Source organism: Streptomyces sp. NPDC007905, from assembly GCF_042959345.1.
Taxonomy (GTDB): domain Bacteria; phylum Actinomycetota; class Actinomycetes; order Streptomycetales; family Streptomycetaceae; genus Streptomyces.
The window spans coordinates 12,942-32,446 of record NZ_JBIBKS010000001.1 but is presented as its reverse complement, the minus strand read 5'-3'; the positions used below and the strand labels follow the sequence as shown (position 1 = coordinate 32,446).

The 19,505-nt window shown below is 69.7% G+C and carries 20 protein-coding genes; 6 read left to right on the top strand and 14 right to left on the bottom strand.

Annotated elements, in window-relative coordinates; genetic code table 11:
• Positions 1–79 precede the first annotated feature (79 nt).
• The 10 genes from wecB to ACFZDC_RS00150 all read right to left on the bottom strand — a co-directional run bounded on the left by wecB (position 80) and on the right by ACFZDC_RS00150 (position 10,199).
• Positions 80–1,195 carry a non-hydrolyzing UDP-N-acetylglucosamine 2-epimerase gene (gene wecB, locus ACFZDC_RS00195; RefSeq protein ID WP_391319110.1) on the bottom strand — a complete coding sequence of 372 codons (1,116 nt, stop codon included), beginning with the start codon at positions 1,193–1,195 and terminating at the stop codon, positions 80–82.
• A 3-nt stretch (positions 1,196–1,198) separates the two neighbouring features.
• Positions 1,199–2,458, bottom strand: coding sequence for a nucleotide sugar dehydrogenase (locus tag ACFZDC_RS00190; protein ID WP_391319109.1), 1,260 nt, complete (start codon positions 2,456–2,458; stop codon positions 1,199–1,201).
• Positions 2,458–3,228, bottom strand: coding sequence for a WecB/TagA/CpsF family glycosyltransferase (locus ACFZDC_RS00185; RefSeq protein WP_391319108.1), 771 nt, complete (start codon positions 3,226–3,228; stop codon positions 2,458–2,460). Before ACFZDC_RS00185 ends, ACFZDC_RS00190 begins: the two co-directional genes overlap by 1 nt.
• Positions 3,225–4,397, bottom strand: coding sequence for a hypothetical protein (locus tag ACFZDC_RS00180; RefSeq protein ID WP_391319107.1), 1,173 nt, complete (start codon positions 4,395–4,397; stop codon positions 3,225–3,227). Before ACFZDC_RS00180 ends, ACFZDC_RS00185 begins: the two co-directional genes overlap by 4 nt.
• A 259-nt stretch (positions 4,398–4,656) precedes the next feature.
• Entirely contained in the window at positions 4,657–5,256 is a 600-nt protein-coding gene (locus ACFZDC_RS00175) for a DapH/DapD/GlmU-related protein (RefSeq protein WP_391319106.1), read from the bottom strand.
• Positions 5,253–6,146, bottom strand: coding sequence for a dTDP-4-dehydrorhamnose reductase (gene rfbD, locus ACFZDC_RS00170; RefSeq protein WP_391319105.1), 894 nt, complete (start codon positions 6,144–6,146; stop codon positions 5,253–5,255). The genes ACFZDC_RS00175 and rfbD overlap by 4 nt, the downstream gene beginning before the upstream one ends.
• A 57-nt stretch (positions 6,147–6,203) precedes the next feature.
• Positions 6,204–7,193, bottom strand: coding sequence for a dTDP-glucose 4,6-dehydratase (gene rfbB, locus ACFZDC_RS00165; protein WP_391319104.1), 990 nt, complete (start codon positions 7,191–7,193; stop codon positions 6,204–6,206).
• On the bottom strand, positions 7,190–8,257 hold the full coding sequence (locus ACFZDC_RS00160) for a glucose-1-phosphate thymidylyltransferase (RefSeq protein WP_391319103.1): 1,068 nt from the start codon (positions 8,255–8,257) through the stop codon (positions 7,190–7,192). Before ACFZDC_RS00160 ends, rfbB begins: the two co-directional genes overlap by 4 nt.
• A 288-nt stretch (positions 8,258–8,545) precedes the next feature.
• Positions 8,546–9,031 (bottom strand): hypothetical protein, encoded by a 486-nt coding sequence (locus ACFZDC_RS00155; protein ID WP_391319102.1) that lies wholly within the window; start codon positions 9,029–9,031, stop codon positions 8,546–8,548.
• Between the two features lie 553 nt (positions 9,032–9,584).
• Positions 9,585–10,199, bottom strand: coding sequence for a histidine phosphatase family protein (locus tag ACFZDC_RS00150; protein WP_391319101.1), 615 nt, complete (start codon positions 10,197–10,199; stop codon positions 9,585–9,587).
• 256 nt (positions 10,200–10,455) lie between these two features.
• On the opposite strand from ACFZDC_RS00150, the gene ACFZDC_RS00145 reads away from it, so the two are divergent.
• From ACFZDC_RS00145 to ACFZDC_RS00130, 4 genes are all read left to right on the top strand, one after another.
• Positions 10,456–10,578, top strand: a complete 123-nt coding sequence (locus ACFZDC_RS00145) for a hypothetical protein (protein WP_391319100.1) — start codon at positions 10,456–10,458, stop codon at positions 10,576–10,578.
• Positions 10,579–10,674: 96 nt separating this feature from the next.
• Positions 10,675–12,333, top strand: a complete 1,659-nt coding sequence (locus ACFZDC_RS00140; protein WP_391319099.1) for a penicillin-binding transpeptidase domain-containing protein — start codon at positions 10,675–10,677, stop codon at positions 12,331–12,333.
• 584 nt (positions 12,334–12,917) lie between these two features.
• On the top strand, positions 12,918–13,250 hold the full coding sequence (locus ACFZDC_RS00135) for a hypothetical protein (RefSeq protein WP_391319098.1): 333 nt from the start codon (positions 12,918–12,920) through the stop codon (positions 13,248–13,250).
• 381 nt (positions 13,251–13,631) lie between these two features.
• Positions 13,632–14,093, top strand: a complete 462-nt coding sequence (locus ACFZDC_RS00130) for an AAA family ATPase (RefSeq protein ID WP_391319097.1) — start codon at positions 13,632–13,634, stop codon at positions 14,091–14,093.
• 79 nt (positions 14,094–14,172) lie between these two features.
• On the opposite strand, the gene ACFZDC_RS00125 is transcribed toward ACFZDC_RS00130, so the two are convergent.
• The 4 genes from ACFZDC_RS00125 to ACFZDC_RS00110 all read right to left on the bottom strand — a co-directional run bounded on the left by ACFZDC_RS00125 (position 14,173) and on the right by ACFZDC_RS00110 (position 17,765).
• Positions 14,173–14,529, bottom strand: a complete 357-nt coding sequence (locus ACFZDC_RS00125; protein WP_391319691.1) for a hypothetical protein — start codon at positions 14,527–14,529, stop codon at positions 14,173–14,175.
• 437 nt (positions 14,530–14,966) lie between these two features.
• Positions 14,967–16,418, bottom strand: a complete 1,452-nt coding sequence (locus ACFZDC_RS00120; RefSeq protein ID WP_391319096.1) for an amidase — start codon at positions 16,416–16,418, stop codon at positions 14,967–14,969.
• Between the two features lie 323 nt (positions 16,419–16,741).
• Positions 16,742–17,104, bottom strand: coding sequence for a DoxX family protein (locus ACFZDC_RS00115; protein ID WP_391319095.1), 363 nt, complete (start codon positions 17,102–17,104; stop codon positions 16,742–16,744).
• A gap of 151 nt (positions 17,105–17,255) precedes the next feature.
• The gene (locus ACFZDC_RS00110) at positions 17,256–17,765 is read right to left on the bottom strand and encodes a cupin domain-containing protein (RefSeq protein WP_391319094.1); all 510 of its coding nucleotides are present in this window, start codon (positions 17,763–17,765) and stop codon (positions 17,256–17,258) included.
• A gap of 80 nt (positions 17,766–17,845) precedes the next feature.
• Between ACFZDC_RS00110 and ACFZDC_RS00105 the strand changes: the two genes are divergently transcribed.
• Both ACFZDC_RS00105 and ACFZDC_RS00100 read left to right on the top strand, forming a co-directional pair.
• Positions 17,846–18,697 carry a LysR substrate-binding domain-containing protein gene (locus ACFZDC_RS00105; protein WP_391319093.1) on the top strand — a complete coding sequence of 284 codons (852 nt, stop codon included), beginning with the start codon at positions 17,846–17,848 and terminating at the stop codon, positions 18,695–18,697.
• A 294-nt stretch (positions 18,698–18,991) separates the two neighbouring features.
• Positions 18,992–19,477 carry a VOC family protein gene (locus ACFZDC_RS00100; RefSeq protein ID WP_391319092.1) on the top strand — a complete coding sequence of 162 codons (486 nt, stop codon included), beginning with the start codon at positions 18,992–18,994 and terminating at the stop codon, positions 19,475–19,477.
• Positions 19,478–19,505 lie beyond the last annotated feature (28 nt).

Sequence of the window (19,505 nt, the reverse complement as noted above, 5' to 3'; positions counted from 1 at the left end):
ACACCGTTGGCTGGAGCCGACCTGTCCGCCGGACAGAGCCTAGCAACCTGACGTTCGACGAGCATATGTTGCAAGCGGATCATAAGGGGAACGTTTGGTCCGTCGGTCTCAGCCGAGTGCTCGCGGTGCCTCCCTCCAGCAGCACGTCGGCGATGCGGTCGCTCGCACGGCCGTCCCACAGTTCGGGCCGGCGCGGCGCGGGCGGGGCGTCCAGCACCCGGTGCACGGTGGACACGATCCGCGCCGGATCCCGGCCGGCCAGCACATTGGTGCCCTGCTCGACGGTGATGGGCCGTTCGGTGTTGTCCCGCAGGGTCACGCACGGCACGCCCAGCGCGGTGGTCTCCTCCTGAATGCCGCCCGAGTCGGTCAGCACGAGGCGGGCGGAGTCCTGCAGGGCGATGAAGTCCAGGTAACCGGCGGGCGGTACGAGCCGGATGCCTCCGGGGACGCCGACGTCGGCCAGCCGTGCGGACGCGCGCGGATGCACGGGCAGCAGGAGCGGGCAGCGCCCGGCGACCTCGCCCAGGGCCTTCAGGAGCCCGGCGAGGACCTCGGGGTTGTCCACGTTGGCTGGGCGATGCAGGGTGACCAGTCCGTACTCGCCTCCGGCCAGGCCGTATCGGCCGAGGATGTCCGAGGCCCTGGCCCGTTCCAGGTTGGTCAGCAGCGTGTCGATCATGACGTTGCCCACGAGGTGGATCTGGTCCGCCCGGTACCCTTCCGCGCGCAGGTTCTCGACGGCGTCGGGGGAGGGGGCCAGCAGGTAGTCGCTGACGCGGTCGGTGGCGACGCGGTTGACCTCCTCCGGCATACCCCAGTCGCGGCTGCGCAGGCCGGCCTCGACGTGCGCCAGCAGCGGTCCGGCCTTGGCGGTGACCAGGGCGCAGGCCAGCGTGGAGTTGATGTCGCCGACCACGACGACGATGTCCGGGGACACCTCGTCGAGGAGTGGCTCGAACGCCGTCATCACGCGTCCGGTCTGCTCGGCGTGGGTGCCGGAGCCGACCCCGAGGAAGCGGTCGGGCGGACGGATGCCGAGGTCGGCGAAGAACACGTCGTTCATGGCCGGGTCGTAGTGCTGGCCGGTGTGGACGAGGACCACCTCGGCGCCCCGGCGTTCCAGGGCGTCCATCACCGGTTTGATCTTCATGTAGTTGGGGCGGGCCCCGGCGACGCAGAGGATGCGCGGCATGGCTCAGAGCACCTCGATCGTGGGTCCCGGCGACAGGCGCCGACGGCAGTCGAGGACGAAGGGGGCGTGCTCGGCGATGAGTTCGTAGTCGAAGCTGTCGTGATCGGTGAGCAGGACCACCACATCGGCGGCCGCCAGCTCCCGGGGCCCCGGTTCGACCCGCACCAGCCGGGTGTCCACCGGCAGGCTTTCGACGACGTGCGGGTCCGCCGCCCTGACCTGGGCCCCCATGTCGAGCAGCAGTTGGGAGATGCGCAGGGCGGGCGACTCACGGGCGTCGCCAGTGTTCTTCTTGTACGCCAGACCGAGCAGCAGGATGCGCGAGCCGTTCACGGAACGACGTCTTTCGTTGAACAGGTCGCCGATGCGGCGCGTCACGTACTCGGGCATGTGGTTGTTGATGTCGTTGGCGAGTTCCACGAAGCGGAAGCTCTGGCCGAGTTCGCGCTGCACCCGCCAGGACAGGTACGAGGGGTCGATCGGCAGGCAGTGGCCGCCGACGCCCGGTCCGGGGGTGAACTTCATGAAGCCGAAGGGCTTGGTGGAGGCGGCGTCGATGGCCTGCCAGACGTCGATGTCCAGGTGGTGGGCGAACATCGCGATCTCGTTGACCAGCGCGATGTTCACATGCCGGAAGGTGTTCTCCAGCAGCTTGGCGAGTTCGGCCTCCTTGGGCGAGCTCACCGGCACGGTGGTGTCGACGAGCCGCGCGTAGAAGTCCTGAACGGCCTTGAGCGAGGGTGCGTTGACGCCGGAGACGACTTTCGGGGTCTCCTGGAAGCCCCAGACGGCGTTTCCGGGGTCGATCCGCTCCGGGCTGTAGCCGAGGTGGAAGTCGGTGCCGGCGGTCAGGCCCGAGCCGTCCTCCAGGATGGGGGCGAACAGCTCCTGGGTGGTGCCGGGATAGGTCGTCGACTCCAGGACGACCGTGGCTCCGGGGCGCAGGTAGCGGGCGAGGGTGACCGCCGACTCCTTGATGTAACGGAGATCGGGAGTGCCCTCGTGCAGCGGGGTGGGGACGGTCACGACGGCGACGTCGAAGCCGCCGCAGTCGCGGGCCGATTCGCTCGGGCGGTAGGCACCGCTGTCCAGTGCCGCGCGGATCCGCTCGGAGGAGACGTCCTCGACGAAGGACTCACCGGCGGCAAGGCTCTTGATCCGCCGGGAGTCGACGTCGTAGCCGATCACCTCGTGCCCGACCTCGGCGGCGCGGATGGCCAGTGGCAGGCCGACGTATCCCTGTCCGACCACGACGACGCGCATCAGTGACTCCTGTTCGCGGGAACGGGGGACGGGGTGAGCCGGATGAGCTCGCGGGCCGTCATGAGAAGGAAGGCGGCATTGGTGGTGAGGTAGCGCCGGCCCAGGCGGCGCGGCTCCTGCAGGGCGCGGTAGAGCCACTCGACTCCCCACCGCTGCCAGGACTCGGGTGCCCGCTTGGTGACCCCGGCCAGGATGTCGAAGGAGCCGCCGACTCCGTGTACGAGGCGGGCGCCGGTGCGTGCGCCGTGGGCGGCGGTGAAGATCTCCTTCTTCGGCGAGGTCATGCCAAGGAACAGCATCTGGGCGCCGCTGCCGGCGATCGCGTCCGCTATGGCCTCCTGCTCGGAGTCGTCGAAGTAGCCGTTGCGGCTGCCGGCCACCTTCAGCCCGGGGAAGCGGTCGGCCACCCGGCGCAGCATCTCCTCGAGCACCTCGTGTGTGGCGCCGAGGAAGTACACCGTCATGCCCGCCGATTCCGCCTCGGCCAGCAGCCGCAGGAACAGGTCGATACCGGCGACCCGTTCCGGCAGCGGGGCGCGCAGGATCCGGCCGGCCCAGACCACGGCCTGTCCGTCGGCGAGGACGAGATCGCAGCCCGCCACGGCCTGGGCGAGCCGGTGATCCCGCCGCATGTTCACCAGCTTCGCGGCGTTGACCACCCCGATCTCCAACTGCCGGCCGTCCCGGACCGCTTCGAGGCAGCGCTGGACGGTCTCGTCCATGGTCAGCGGATCCAGCTCGACCCCGAACAGATTCTGACGCCCACTCATATGAGGTCCCCCTGCCAGGCGTAGAGCATCCAGCCGAATTCGTACGGCCGGCATTCGCGGTCCACGGAGACGGGGCGGTACACCCGGTCCAGGGACTTCAGCCGGAGGTTCGGAGCTACTCGGGTGCCGAGTCCTCGGGCGGCGCGTACGGCCTTCTTCGGATCGCCCCGGTAGACCTTGCGCCAGGTGACACCGAGCTCGTCGAGGATCAACGGCTCCTGGTTCTCAGGGCTCTCGGCCAGTTCGGGCACGTCCGTCATCCAGCGCAGGCCCTTGCGGATCGACCCGCCGAAATCGGTGCCGCCGGCGTCGGCGAGATCGAACAGGGCCGTCGGCGCCATCGCGTGCTGGTGGACGCTGTAGACCGGGTACCCCTCCACGACACCGCCGGTGCGCGCGTCGTAGTGCCACCACCACTGCCCACCGTCGCCCTGCAGTTCGCAGATGCGCGCCGCGCACGCCTCGGACGCGGCCAGCGCCTGCGGATCGCCGCCCGCGTCGCCGCTGGCGTGGGCGCGGGCCAGGGCTTGGAGCGGGTACGTCTGGTCGGCGAAGCAGCTCACGTGCGCCCGGTACCACGGCACCAGGCCGGGCGCGGTGGCGTGCGGGAACAGCGGGCTGTCCCCGATCCGGGCCCGCAGCAGACGGTCGCGGGCTGCGGTGAACCGTCTCTCCACATCGACCGTGCGTCGAGCCGCCGCGAGGGCGGACAGCACCCACGCCGCCTCGACGGTGTACTGCGGCCGGTCCTCCTCGTCCAGCGCCTCGACCCGCGCGAGGGCGTCGGACAGTTTGGGGTGACCGGTCTCGGCGGCGGCCCAGGCGATGAGCGCCGCGTCACCGAGGTTGGTCACCGCGGGTAGTAACTCGACCAGCAGACCCGCGAACTCCTCCGCCGTACGCCCCGCGAGCACCGCGCGCTGGCGGTCCTCGGGCAGGAACCGGGCCCCGAGCACGGTGATGGCCGCGTACCGGGTGCTGGTCCCGCGCCGCTCCAAGGTCCAGGAACCGTCGGGGGCCTTCCGCCCGGCCATGGTGAAGACGAAGGCCTCACCGCCGGGGAGCAGCATGGACGCGAGCCCCAACTCGGCCACCGCGAGAAGTCGTTGGGCGAGCGCGAGCAGCGGCGGTTCCGCACGTTCCAGTGTCGCCAGACGTGTGATGGTCATCGTGTGGACACACCAACCCCCCTGTGGGTCCTCTTTTTTGGACAGGCTTGTGATCGCCGCGTCGTGGACGGTCGGGCGGCGGAAGGCAGACGTCAGACGGAGCGGTGGTCACTTCCCGCTTCAGGCACAGGTGTCCCCACCCGGCAACCCCCCCTGGGCACAACCGGTTTGTGTGCTCACTGCACTGGGTCCGCACAGTTCGCACACATGTTATGCATGCGGATGTTCGAGGATCGGTGTTTTGCGAGAAATCAGGGAGTCATACGCGCTCGACGAGTTCACCGTCCTCCTCGTCGTACAGCGCTCCCGTCTCCGGGCACTCCCATCCGCCTGTCCCACCTGCCCGCTCGACCAGGCGAACGCCGGCCCGGCCGACCCAGCCGATCCGGCGCGCCGGCACGCCCGCCACCAGGGCGAAGTCCGGCACGTCCCGGGTCACGACGGCACCCGCCGCGACCAGCGCCCAACGGCCGACGCGCACCGGCGCCACACACACCGAACGAGCCCCGAGCGACGCTCCCTCGTCCACCACCACTGCCACGGCCTCCCAGTCGCCGCCGCGCTTCAGCCGGCCCTGCGGGTCCACCGAACGGGGGAAGCAGTCGTTGGTGAGCACCGCCGCCGGGCCGACGAACACCCCGTCACCGAGCACCGCGGGTTCGTAGACCAACGCATAGTTCTGCAGCTTCACGTGGTCGCCGATCCGCACCCCCGGGCCGACATACGCTCCCCGGCCCACGATGCACCCGTTGCCCAGCCGGGCGTCCTCCCGTATCTGGGCGAGATCCCAGACCGTCGTCCCGTCACCGACCGTGGCCGTCTCGTCGACCTGGGCGGTCGGCTGGATGCTCGAGCTCACCGGGATGAACCTCTCTTGTCGTCGAGCAGAGCCGGAAACGCCGCTTCCAGCGCCTCGCGCCAGGGACGAATCGGTTCGATCCCCGCCTGGCGCCAACGGTCATGCCCCAGAACGCTGTACGCGGGGCGCGGAGCGGGCCGCTCGAAGGCGGTACTGGTGGTCGGCCGGACGCGTCCGGGGTCCGCGCCGAGCAACCGGAAGATCTCCCGGGCCAGACCGAACCAGGTCGTCTCCCCGCCGCTGGTGCCGTGGTAGACCCCGGCAGGCGCGGCACCGGCGAGGGCGGCCTGCCCGAGCCGCACCAGCCGGTCCGCGAGGTCCACCGTCCAGGTGGGCTGACCGCGCTGGTCGTCGACCACGTCGACGGTGTCCTTGACCGACTCCAGTCTGATCATCGTGTCGACGAAATTCCGGCCCCCCACCCCGTACAGCCAGGCCGTACGCACGACGTACCCCGCCTCCGGGAGAGCCGCCGACACCGCCTGTTCCCCCGCCAGCTTGGTACGTCCGTACGCGCCGCGCGGTGCCGTCGGGGCGTCCTCGGGGTACGGGCTGGTGCCGTCACCGGCGAAGACGTAGTCCGTCGAGAGCTGGATCAGCCTGGCGCCCGTCCTCGCGCACGCCTCGGCGAGGTGCCGGGGCCCGTCGCCGTTGACCCGCAGGGCGTCCGCCTCGCCTGTCTCGGCGTCGTCAACGGCCGTCCATGCGGCGCAGTTGACCACGATCCGGGGCCGGTGCGCATCGACCGCGTCGTGCACGGCGGCGGCATCGGTGATGTCGAGACTGCCACGGGCCAGGCCGACGACCTCCTCGCCGTGCCGGCCGAGCCGCGCCTGAACGTCCTGCCCGAGCATCCCGGTGGCGCCGGTGATCAGCCAAGTGGTGGTCATGGTTACCTGTTCGTCGTCACAAGGGGGCCGTGGGCGGGGCTTTCCGCCCACGCGGCGTCAGAGCGCCGCGCGCTCCTTCAGGGGCTCCCACCAGGCGCGGTTGTCGCGGTACCACGTGACCGTCTCCGCAAGGCCGGTGGCGAAGTCCTTGCGGGGCTCATAGCCCAGCTCCGTTCGCAGCTTGGCGCAGTCGACCGAGTAGCGGCGGTCGTGGCCCTTGCGGTCGGCGACGTACTCGACGCCGGTGTCCCAGTCCGCGCCGCAGGCCTCCAGCAGGAGAGCGGTCAGCTCCTTGTTGGACAGCTCGGTGCCGCCGCCGACGTTGTAGACCTCGCCTGCGCGCCCCTTGGTACGCACCAGCTCGATGGCCCGGACATGGTCGTCGATGTGCAGCCAGTCGCGGACGTTGCCGCCGTCGCCGTACAGCGGGACCTTCTTGCCGTCCAGCAGGTTCGTGATGAACAGCGGGATGACCTTCTCGGGGAAGTGGTGGTGCCCGTAGTTGTTGGAGCAGCGGGTCACCCGGACGTCGAGGCCGTGGGTGCGGTGGTGGGCGAGGGCGATCAGGTCGCTGGACGCCTTGGAGGCTGCGTAGGGGGAGTTGGGGCGCAGCGGGTCCGTCTCCGGCCAGGAGCCGGAGTCGATGGAGCCGTACACCTCGTCGGTGGAGATGTGCACGAAGGTCTTCGGGCCTCCGTGGCGCAGCGTCGCGTCCAGCAGCGTCTGGGTCCCCAGGATGTTGGTCCGGATGAACTCGGAAGCGCCCAGAATGGAGCGGTCCACATGCGACTCGGCCGCGAAGTGGACGACTTGGTCGTGGCAGGCGAGGAGCTCGTCGACCAGATCCGCGTCACAGACGTCGCCCTTGACGAAGGCGAATCCGGGGTGGTCGCGCACCTCGTCGAGGTTGGCCGGGTTGCCCGCGTACGTGAGCTTGTCCAGCACCGTGACCGCCACGTCATCCGGACCGGCCGCACCGAGGAGGGTGCGGACGTAATGCGAGCCGATGAAACCGGCACCGCCGGTCACCAGAATTCTGGTCGTCATGAGGAGATCTGCACCTTGCTGTGGTCGCCGAGGACGAAACGGTGGGCGGCCGGCTTGCGGGGCGCCGGAGTGACCTCGACGTTGCGGCCGATGAGTGAGGCCTCCACGCGCCGGACGCCGCTCACCGAGGAATCGCGCAGCACGATCGAGTACTCGATCTCGCTGTCCTCGATCCGGCAGTTCCCGGAGATCGACGTGAAGGGGCCGATGTACGAGTCGGTGATCACGGTGTTCGCGCCGACGACCGCCGGGCCCACGATCCGGCTGCCGGTCACCTTCGCCCCGGGCTCGATGCGCACCCGGCCGATGATCTCGCTGCCGTCGTCGACCGTGCCGTCGATCCGGCGCTCCAGGGTCTCCAGCACCGAGCGGTTGACCTCGAGCATGTCGGTGACGTTCCCGGTGTCCTTCCAATACCCGGAGATCGTCGTGGACCGCACGTCACGTCCGGCGTCGATGAGCCACTGGATGGCGTGCGTGATCTCCAACTCGCCGCGCCAGGACGGCTCGATGGAGCGCACGGCCTCGTGGATCGCCGGAGTGAACAGATAGACGCCCACCAGCGCCAGTTCGCTCTTGGGATGCCTGGGTTTCTCCTCCAGGCCGGTGACCTGGCCCGCCGCGTCCAGCTCGGCCACCCCGAACGCGGTGGGGTCCGGCACCTTGGTCAACAGGATCTGTGCCTCGGGCCGTTCGGCGCGGAAGGCGTCCACCAGATCCGCGATGCCACCGACGATGAAGTTGTCGCCGAGGTACATCACGAAGTCGTCGTCGCCCAGGAACTCGCGGGCGATCAGCACCGCATGGGCGAGCCCCAGCGGGTCCTCCTGCGGGATGTAGGTGACGTCGAGGCCGAACGCGGAACCGTCGCCGACCGCCTCCCGGATCTCCTCGGCCGTGTCCCCGACGATGATCCCGACCTGGGTGATGTCTGCCTCGGCGATCGCCTCCAGGCCGTAGAAGAGCACCGGCTTGTTCGCGACCGGTACAAGTTGCTTCGCCGATGTATGCGTTATGGGGCGCAAACGGGTACCTGAGCCACCAGACAACAAAAGTGCCTTCATGCGCATCACCCTACTTACGCCGGACTTGCCGACGGGGGGATTCCGCATACTGTATGACCGGACTGCCGGTGTCAGAGGGACAGGCGGGCCCGCGACCGCAACGCCCTGCAGCACCACGGTCTGACCGCCCCGGCGCGCGCCGGACTCGAGGACGTCCAGGACCTCACGGGCCCTCTGTCCCGAGTGCGCGCAGCAGATCCTCGCCCCGGGCGGGAGCGGCAGAGCCGTCGACGGCCAGAGACAACTCGGCGGCGCCGCCCCGAAGTTGCCTCTGACCGCCTCACCGGGTCACGCGGCGCCGCTGGTCCCGGGGGCGATGAAGCGCCGGTGCAGCGGAGAGAACCCGCTGTCGGGTGTGCCGCTGATGCCCGCCTTCTCGACCGCGGGCGCCAGTCGCTCGGCGAAGGAGCTGTGGAAGGACTGTTCCGTCTCCCAGACGTCGACCACGTGGAGCCCCTGCGCGTCGAACCAGGCCACGTGCACCTGAGCGCCGGCCGGGGCGGTCTCTTCCCAGCCCACCGCTTCGCGCACCGTGTCGTACTGCTCCGGGGTCACTCCGGTCCAGGTCATGGACATCACCACAGCCATGTTCCGCTCCTTGTTGTCGCCGTGCTCACAGTTCTTGTCGTTCTCGGCGGGGACGACGGGCGCTGCCGACGGCCGACGGCCCGGTTCCGTGCACGCGCAGGCCACGGCCGTCCGCCGTGGTGGCTTCGGAATCGTCCCGTCGGAGACGAACCAGGCGAAGAGCGCGCAGAGGCGTGGCCCGGGCACGGTTCACCTCTGCGCGCCCAGCTCGCCGCTTCCCGACCTGCCGCGGACCCCGTGCGTGCGCCCTGTACGGCAGCCCTGTGGCCCGGCTACGCCGGAACCCGCAGGACCCACTCGCCCTGACGCCTGAGGCGGACAAGACCAGGGGCCGTAGGCGGTAGCGCGTACGGTGGCGCGAACAGACACCTACGACATGGCCGGGGCCCCGCCCGAGTGCGGTGCCCAGGGGTCAGCAGGGGCTTCGTCTCCCGTCTCCCGCGGGGGCCCGTTCGGGTACCGCGGTACGGCCGGCCACGGCTTCGGCACGGCGGTGTGTGACGTTTGGATGCCGGATCCCGCAGCGGCCGGCGACGTGCTGGTGCGGCGGCATCGGCCTCGGTCCCGGCTGGTGGGAGGGGTCCCGGCCGTCACCGTCATGGGCGCTGCCGCCGGCCAGGTGGTCGGCGGCAGCGCCGGGGCCCCGGCCGGCATGGTGGGATGTCCGGCTGCCGGATGGCTGCCGACCGGTTTCCTTGCTTGTCCGTGGCGGCGGGCGGCTCGCGTTCGGGTGGGGTGCTCAGGCCGGTGTGGTGGTGAGCCAGTCCGTGCTGCGGCATCCTGGCCGGTCGGGCCTGGTGAGGCGTGGCTGGACGTCCCAGCAGCCATCTCGCCAGGTGAGGGAGACCGCGGACAGGGATGGCAGAGCGAGATGCCAGAAGGTTCTTGCCGGGAGGGCCAGGGCGTAAATGAGCGCGGCCCGGACCACGGCTGTCTCGGTGATGGCCACCGTGTGGCTCGTGTCCGGCGTCAGGCTGCTCAGCCAGGTGGCTGTTCGGCGGCAGAGCAGGCGGACGGACTCGCCTCCGTGGGGTGCGGCATCCGGGTCGGTAAGCCAGGCCGTGAACCCGTCGGGGTCCGACGCGGCGACGTCGTCGAGGGTACGACCCCGCCATCTGCCGAGGTCGAGGTCGCGCAGCGCCGGCTCGGACACCGCCACGAGCCCGAGGGCGTCAGCTGTCTGCAGGCAGCGGTTCGACGGCGCCCGTACGGCCAGCTCATGGGAAAGAAGGAGCGTTGTCCGGGCCGTGCCTGCCATTCGCAGGCTGTGCTCACTCAGAGGAGCGTCACCGAGGAGTGGATCCAGGGTGGCGTCACCGCCGGGCGCACACACAAACGTCAGGCGGATCGGCATAAGATCGACCTCCTCCTTGGCCCAGCGGGACTCCGGCGCGTGAGACGCCGCGACGGTTACCTGATCAGGTGGGCCGGCAACCTGGCCGGCAGGCCCCACAAGGCCCCGGAGCGGCCCCGAGCCACCTCGATCGCCCAGCCCAGCGGGCGGCCGACCAATGGCTCGGGACCGGCCCCAGCAGCGGAGCCTGCCGCCGTCACGTCGTGACTCATGTGCTTCAGGGTCAGCGAAAGCCGCCCGCTGCAACATCCGTCAGGTGTCCGAAACCACCCTGCCGACCGGGTGGCGCGGCCGCGCCACCCGGCCGAAGACGCCCGCCACCGCACGATTCGCACCGCAGGGCAGCCCCTGCCCGGACTCGCCGCTGGACTTTCCCTGATCAGCGACGCCGTCGGTTCTGCCAGGGCGATTGATCGGTGTGGCCTGAGTACGCGTACTCAGGCCGCCCCTGTTCTGAACCGACAGAATTCCCGCCATGAACAGACCTGTGAAGCTCGGCTTAGCCGGGGCATGTACGGCACTGCTTGTCGTCGGGGGAATCGGCACGTACAACGTCGTCCATGGGTTGACGGCCGGGGCATCGCAGGACGGCCGGCCCGGCGCGTCCGGCAGCTTCGATCCGTCGACACTGTCGAGCACACCACCGTCGAACGCCGAGGCGGTCAAGCTGACCCGGGCGTTCCTGGGCAACTGGTCCGAGCAGCACTTCGAGGGTGCGGCCAGTGACACCGACACGCCTGACACGGCGGCCCCAGCGTTGCAGGGCTACAAGGCCGGCCTGCACCTGAAGGACTGGACGTTCGACCATGTTCTCCCGGCCGGTCCGTCACCGGTGACGCCGGGCGCTACCAAGGTCACTTTCGACGTGAGGGCCGAGGTGGCGGGCGGCACGTGGAGGTACTCGAGCGCGGTGGCCGTGGTGCGCAGCACGAATGGCGTGCCGGCGGTGCACTGGAACAACTCGGTCCTCTATCCGGGTCTCAGCGAGGGCCAGTCGCTCACCGCGGGCAAGCTCCCCGTGGGCGCCGGCTCGGCGAAGGTGGTGGCGAGTGATGGCAGGACGGACCTGTCCACGTTCTCCTCACTGCAGGACGTCGCGGCGACCATCCGCCAGAACGCCAGGCCCACGGGCGGCGGCGTGAGCACGGGCGTGGCGGTGGTCGACGGTGGCGGTGCCGGGATCAAGACGCTGAAGGTCTTCTCCAAGGGGCGAACTCCCGTCATCGAGACGACCATTGACGCCCACCTTCAGGCTGTCGCCGAGCGCGCCGTCGAGGACCCTCATCTTCAGGAGAAGCCGGCCGGTACGGTGGCGCTCGACTGGAGCAACGGTCACATCCTCGCGCTCGCGCACACGGGAACGGACGGGGACATCGCCATCAACGGCATCAAGTCACCGGGCTCCACCATGAAGATCATCACTTTGGCGGCCCTGTTCGACCAGGCAGGCCTCACCCCGAACAGCACGGCCCCCTGCACAGACTCACTGACGGCCAACAGTCAGCTGTTCCACAACGACCCGGGCGTGAAGAGCAACACCGCCTCCACCCTCGCCCAGGCGTTCACCGTTTCCTGCAACACCTCGTTCATCAAGGACGGCTTCCACTACCTCGTACACGACGCAGACGCTTCCGCCCTGCACGACGAGGCCGTCAACGTCTTCGGCATGGGGAGCTGGTCGATCGGCGGCGGGGTGGCCACGACCGATCCGAGCATCCCCGCGGACGTCCAAGGCGGCGACCAGGCAGCCCAGTTCATCGGCCAGGGCAAGGTCACGGCCACGCCGCTGTTCATGGCATCCGTGGCGGCCACCGTACGAGGCGTCGGCTTCAAGCAGCCCATCATCCTGCCGGGCCGGCATCAGCAGACCGCGCCCCGCCCCATCTCCGCTCGCACCGCGGGCTACCTCCAGTCGATGATGCGCAGCGTGGCCACCAGCGGCACCGCAGCGCCGCGCCTCGGCGGGCTGCCGGGCGTCGGCGCGAAAACGGGCACAGCGGAGGAAGGCGACCACACCAACGGCTGGCTGACGGCGTACAACTCCCGCACAGCGGTCGCGGCCCTGGTGGAAGGCGGCAGCTCCGGTGTGGACTCCGCCGGGTACGTCGTCCGACAACTGCTGACCGGCACCTGACATAGCTACAGGTACGCCCTTGCGAGGGCCGGACCCCGACGCGCCAGGAGTGTTCGCGTCCTGTGCCGCGCGCGGCGCCACCGCTGAGAAGCCCTCGCCGGGGCCCCAGGTTCCTGCCGCCCCGCGGATCCGGCTGCACCCAGGAGCACCGGTCGTGGAGCCGCGGGCCGGGAAGCACTCGGTTGCGTTGCCCGGCGCTCACATGGGTCGGCCCTCGGTGACGCTGAACACCAGGAGACGGGTGGCCGCTCCGGTCCACGGACAGGGAGAGTCCCGCGCATGACAAGGAACGGGAGAGACCGGCTGCGCCCCCCCGTACGGCTTCGGACCGCCCGCAGGCTCCGCGCCGTCTCCAGGACGTGGAAACCTGCCTGCCGGACGGTGTGCCGGCGTGGGACCGCCTCGATCCTCAAGTGCTCTTTCCGTAGTGAGGCCGGCCACCGCCCGATGCGGAACCGCGGTGAGCTGCGGAACCGCGTGGCCGGGTCGACCGCGGGCTGCGAGTGAGGTCAGGGGAGCGGGGTAGACGCCCGACCGGACAATCGATGCGGTCGGACCAGAAGGGTCGGCACAGGAGGGAGATCATGATGAAGCTCATGCGACGCATGGCGGCCGTGGGCGTATCCGCTGCGGCTCTCGCGGGAGTCGTCACGGCCACTGGCGGTTCCGCGGCGGCGGCCACTGCCCACAAGACCCAGCACCCCGACGCCTTGGTGGCTACTGCCGGCACCGGGGTGACTACTGCCGGCACCGGCCATTGCAATGAATCCCTGCGAACCACCCACCACCGCGTTGACCCCTGGATCGCGGATCAGCTGGCCGCCTTCGAACCCGCCGCTGCCAGGCGGCTGGCGGTGTACGACCCCTGGGTCAAGGACCAGCTCGCCCATTTCGCGCCTTCGAACCCCTCCTGCTAGCGCCGGCACCCATGTGGCGTGGCGCGGGCCACACGAGCTGGGTGCGGTGCTTCCACCCGATGGCCTCGACGGTCCGACGGTGATCGGCCCGCCGTCGTCCACGACCAGCAGGGATTAACGGCTTAATTCGCTCAAATCGGGCGTAAGTGTCCGGCCGACAGACCAGCCCACCACAGGGCCTGCTCCGGTCCGCAGTACTGCGGGTCCGCCGGGTCTTGGAGCTCCGGCCGGGCGGACGTGTGCGGGGTGCCGACAGAGGCTTGCGCCCTGTGCACCGAGTTCCCGGTCCGCGCAGGCGCAAATGCGTCAGGCTCGGACGCGCGGCGCAGCTGGTCCCCACGAAGTTTCCTCCCGCGGGGGCCCCGTGTCATCGTGGCGGTCATGGCGACGGGAGGAGAGGTGGCCGTGCTGGTCGGGCTGCAGGCTTCGGGCAAGTCCACGTTCTACGCGCAGTGTCTGTCCGACCGGTACGCGCTGGTCAGCAAGGACCTGTTTCCGCGCGGTGCCAGGAACAAGCAGCAGCGGCAGATGCGGCTGGTGGTGGAGCACCTGGCGGCCGGGAGGCCGGTGGTGGTGGACAACACCAATCCGTCGCCCGCGGAGTGGGGCCCGCTGGTGGAGACGGCCCACACCCGCGGGGCAACGGTGACTGCCTACTGGTTTCCTCCGGACGTGGCCGGCTCGCTGCGACGCAACGCCACCCGCGACGGCCGGGAGCGCGTCCCGGACGTCGGTGTCCTGGCCACGCTGAAGCGGCTGCGCAAGCCGTCACCCGCGGATGGATTCGACCAGGTACGCGAGGTGTGGTTCGACGGCCGCGGTGGCTTCGAGGTGCGCGGGTGAGGTAGGAGACGGAGCAGTCGCGGCCGGGGCCCAGAGCCATGCGGAGGTACGGCGCCGGTGACAGCGACGGCCCGAGACGTCACGCCGCCGCCGTGAGCGCGGTGGCCGTGGCGATCGCGGTGTCGGCTCGGGCGTGGATGACCAGGCGGATGCCACCGGTGTCGGCGCCGGCCTCGAGCAGGCGTCGTACCGGAGCGCTGTGGGTGGCCACGGACATCACCAGGCCGAACCGACCGCACAGACGGTGGGTGCGCAGCACCACACTCACCGCCGCGTCACCTGCCGCGGGCTCGTCGAGGACGATGACGAGGGAGGCCGGCTTGTGCCCACGGACCAGACCACTGATGTGGGCGAGCAGGGCGGCCCGCCCCCCGATGCCGGGATCGTCGTGCACCGTGATGACGAGCACACCTTGGTTGAGCGAGTGGGACATCATCACGGCCGGCCATCCTTTCTGCGGCAAATTGGTTCATGGTGGGACTACCCCGTCCCGGGTGCGCGATGCGACCCGCGGCCGATGCCGTGTGCCACGGTTGCCGCGCGGCCCGCAACCATCGGTGTCGGTGGAGCAGCCGAGCCCGGCATGCCCGGCGGCGACGGAGGTACCCGGCGCTCCCGGCTGCGCGACGGTGACCTTGGAGGCCATGACGGGCCCGGCGGGCGCCTTGGGGGACGCGGTGCGGGTCGAGGACGGTCCTCCGGTGTCCGGTCATGACCGGTTCGTGGCCGATCTGTGTGTACCCGGCTGCGCGGAGGCGGCCTTCGTCCGCAGTGCCGTGGCACATGAATGTCCAGATCCCGCGCTACCACGAGCGCCGCGGTCTGCTCGTCGTGATCCGCACCTCGTCCTCGACGGACACCCGGCAGTACGCCCTACTTCGGTGCCTGGAAGCCGCCGATCTCCTGCTCGAGCAGTTCGGCCAGCCGCAGCGGGGTGCGGTCCTCGAACATCGGACCGATGAGCTGCACTCCCACCGGCAGACCCTCGGGGGACCGGCCCGCTGGTATGGCGGTGGCGGGTAGGCCGGGCATGGTGGCCACACCGGCCCAGACGAGCTGGTCGAGGTACGGGTACTCGACGCCGTCGATGTCGATCCGGCGTGCCCTCAGATCGGGGTTGTGGTCGTGCGGGAACGCGGGAGTGGGCGTGATGGGACACACCACGGCGTCGAACTCGGCGAAGAGCTGCCGCCAGCCGTGCCGGTGGAGGTCGCGACGGCTGTTCGCCTCGATCCAGTCCCGGTGGCTGACCACCATGCCGCGCAGCCGCGCCGCATCGAGACTCCGGTCGTCTGCGCTCAGTCCCGCAGCGAGGGTCCGCAGCTGCTCGTACGCTTCGACGGGAAAACGTGCAGCGGAGTTCGCAAACAGCAACCGCGTGTAGAGCATCGCGGCTTCGGCCGGATCGGGCAGCAGCGGACTGTGCCGTTCGACGCGGGCGCCGCCGTCGGCAAGCGCGGCGGCCACCCGGTTCACGCCCGCCCGCACAGCGGAACCGGTCGGAATGAACGGATGCTGGTCGAGGACCAGGACCCGGAAGTCGCAGAGCCGCTCGTGGCGCGCGGGCGGCAGCGTCAAGTCGTGCGCCACACCGAGCGTCAGCGGATCCGGGCCGGCCATTACGTCGAGCAGCAGCGTGAGGTCGCGGGCAGTGCGCGCCATCGGACCGACGACGGCGAGGTCAAGGTCGGCCGGCAATGCCGGCGCGTGCGGCGGGACCATACCGCGGGTCGCCGCCAGCCCGAGTGTCGGCTTGTGCACGTAGACACCGCAGAAATGTGCGGGGGTACGCAACGAACCGGCGATGTCGGAGCCGATGGACAGCGCGCCGAATCCGGACGCCAGGGCCGCCGCTGATCCGCCGGAGGATCCCCCCGGAGTGCGACCGTGATCCCACGGGTTGTGGGTGGTGCCGTAGATCTCGTTGAAGCTCTGCACATCCTGCAGCCCCAAGGGCACATTGGTCTTACCGAGCACCACCGCGCCTGCGGCCTTGAGCCGCGACACCTGCACCGCGTCCTCGGCCGGCATGTAGTTCCGGTGCAGCGGCATGCCCCAGGTCGTGGGCAGCCCGGCGATGTTGTAGGACTCTTTGACCGTCACCGGAATGCCGAGCAGCGGCCGGTCCTCACCGCGGGCGCGCGCCTGGTCGGCAGCGCGCGCGGCGGCCCGTGCACGGTCGAAGTCCGGCACACAGACCGCGTTGATGGCCTTGTCGTCCCGCTCGATACGGGCGATCGCGTCGTCGGTCAATTCCGTCGAGGTCACTTCACCGGCACGCAAGGAAGCCGCGAGCTTTTCGGCCGTCTGAAAATTCCACTCCATGAAAGCGACCGTACCGGCCCCTGGAGCAGGTCATGAAATGCCGCTTCCCGCAACGGAATTGATGTCTCAATACGCATCATGTCCCTTTCCGGCCACAGACGATCGTCCGACCGCCGGCGCCGGCGACGCGTGGCGGGATCGGTGTCGACCTGGGAGTTCAGGAGATATTCATCGGACACCCGCGCGTACTTCGCGAGGCAGCGAACCGACGTATGCCCGGACACGATCGCCGGCGCCATCGGCAGGTCCCACGACGCCACTGCGCTCCGACGGCCACAGCGGAGCCCGCGAGTTCCCAACGGCGTCGCTGAACTCCCCGGACGTCACAGCCATGTCGTCGCCGGCCAGATGGTGAGGGCCGCAGCGAGAACGAGGGTGATGTTGAGGGCGATCCGGCGGTCTCCGCAGCTCAGGTGAACCCTGCTCGCGCCGACCTGCAGGACCACGAACCCGATGGCCGCGGCCAGGGCCAGCCAGGGCGCGATGCCCGTCAGCGGCGGGAGAATCAGCCCGATGGCGCCGAGCACCTCGATCACACCGATGGCCCTGACGGCCGGCATCGGGGAGCTGTCCACCCAGGCCATCATCGGTCGGAGCTGCTCACGACTCCGGACCAGCTTCACCCCACCCCCGTAGAGATAGAAGAGAGCGAGCACACCGGCAACGATCCAATATGCGACCTTCACGGTTCCCGTCCACAGGTGCAAGGTATAGGTGACACATCGTCACCAGCGGCATCAGCAAAAGGCGTACACGAGCGTGTGAGGGCCCCGGACGCTGAGAGGCAGGAGCCGCCTCGGTCGTGCGGCTCCGGTAGGGGCAGCCGGGCAGGCGGCGCTACTTTCCGGACTTCCGGCCGAAGTCGGTGGCGGGCTCGGTGGCGTAACGGCTCATCGTCCGGATGTTCGCCTGCGGGGTCAGTGCCTGGCCGCCGGCCATCAAGTCCTGCAGGTCCCGGAAGTACTGCACGTACAGGTCCGGTGTGAACGTGCTGAGCATGACGGCCGGTTGGTCGGTGATGTTGGCGAACGTGTGCGGGGCTCCGGGCGGTACCATCACGAGCGTGCCCGGCGTCGCGTCGCAGTGGTCGTCCCCGACGGTGAACCGCACCGTGCCGGAGATGACGTAGAAACCCTCGTCGTGCCGGGCGTGGCGGTGCTGCGGCGGTCCGGGCGTGTGCGGCGCGAGGACGGACTCGGCGAGCCCGAGGCGGTGTCCGGTGTTGCTGCCGTCCTCGAGGACGCGCATCCGTGTGGTGCCCAGGAAGATCGTCTCACCGTCGCCCGGACCCACCACCGATACGGCGGGCTCGGCAATCGGTTCACTGGTCTGCGGTTCGTCGGGCATGCGTCGATTCCACCGGCGGGCTGCCGCGACTGTCCAAGACCCGTTCCGCGAGATCGATACCGTACGGGTATCGTTGCAGCATGGAGCTACGCACGCTGCACTATTTCGTAGCTGTCGCCGAGGAACTCCACTTCGGCCGGGCCGCCGCCCGGCTGCACATGAGTCAGCCGCCGCTGAGCCGGGCGATCAAACAGCTGGAGACCGAGGTCGGCGCCACGCTGTTCGACCGATCGTCCGCCCGTGTCACGCTCACCCCGGTGGGGGCGGTACTGCTGGATGAGGCTCGCTCCCTGCTTGACCACGCCGACCGGGTACGCGTACGCGTCGCCGCGGTGGCCGGCGCCGCGACCATCACCGTCGGCATTCTGGGGGACAGCACCGACCCTGGCGTACGACGACTGGCCGGTGCCTACCGTCGGCGGCATCCCGACGTCGACGTCCGCATCCGTGATGCCGACCTGACCGATCCCACCTGCGGGCTGCACGCCCAACTGGTCGACGTCGCCCTGACCCGCGGGCCGTTCGACGAGACCGGCCTGACCGTGCAAGAGCTGCGCACCGACCCGGTGGGAGCGCTGCTGCGCGCCGACGATCCGCTGGCCCGCCGCACGCATCTGAAGCTGGCCGACCTGGCCGACCGCCGCTGGTTCCGGTTCCCGGAAGGCACCGACCCCGGCTGGCAGGCGTACTGGAACGGCGGGGAACCCCGCGAGGGTCCGGTCGTGCGCGCCGTACAGGAATGTCAGCAAGCCGTTCTCTGGAACGGCACCGTCGGCATGACTCTCCTCGACCACGAGCCGGCAGAGGGACTCACCGTCGTGCCGCTGATCGACATGCCGCCGAGTCGTGTGGTGGTGGCGTGGAACGAGGGCGACACGAATCCCTTGCTCCGCTCGTTCGTCCAGATCGCCACCGCCGCCTACCACGACTGACCGCCTCACCGGCGGATGGCTGACACGACACCTGAACGCCACACCGCATCACACGTACTGCAGCCGTAAACCATGATCGTCATGCCCGATGTGAGTCAGCGCTTCTGCTGGCGGATGAGCACTCGAGTGGGCGAGTTGTGCCGTCCCATTGCCAGGGCAGCGGCTGCAGGTGACCTGCAGGCAGCCGGCACCAGCAGGGCCACCTCGACGCTTGACCTCAACCAAACTTGAGCTTCTAGGTTCCCTTCAAAGCCGCGGGAACCGGCCGGCGGTTTGCTTTCAAGGAGATGTGCCATGACCGAGACCACAGCCCACATCGAGATCCCCGACCGCTACCGCTATGCCGTGATCCCGCACATCATGGTCGACGACGCCGCCGCCGCGATCGATTTCTACCAGCGGGCGTTCGGCGCCCGTGAGGACTTCAGGATCGACGCTCCGGGCGGCGGTATTCTGCACGCCGAGATCACCATCGGACGGTCGGCCCTGATGCTGGGCGACGCCAGCGTGGGCGAGGCGGAGGCCGGCTCCTTCGCCGCGCCGACCTCGCTCGGCGGTGGTACGTCCGTCACACTGCATGTCTTCGTGCCGGACGTCGACACCTTGGCGAAGCGCGCGGAAGCCGCCGGCGCTGAGATCCTCCAGCCGCCGAAGGACATGTTCCACGGTGACCGCACCGTCATCCTCAAGGATCCTTCGGGTCACATGTGGGTATTTCTGACCCACGTGGAAGACATCTCGCAGGAGGAGCTGCGGCGCCGCCTCGCCGCTGCCGGGTGACCGGACCCCGCGCGCGTGATGCTCCGGT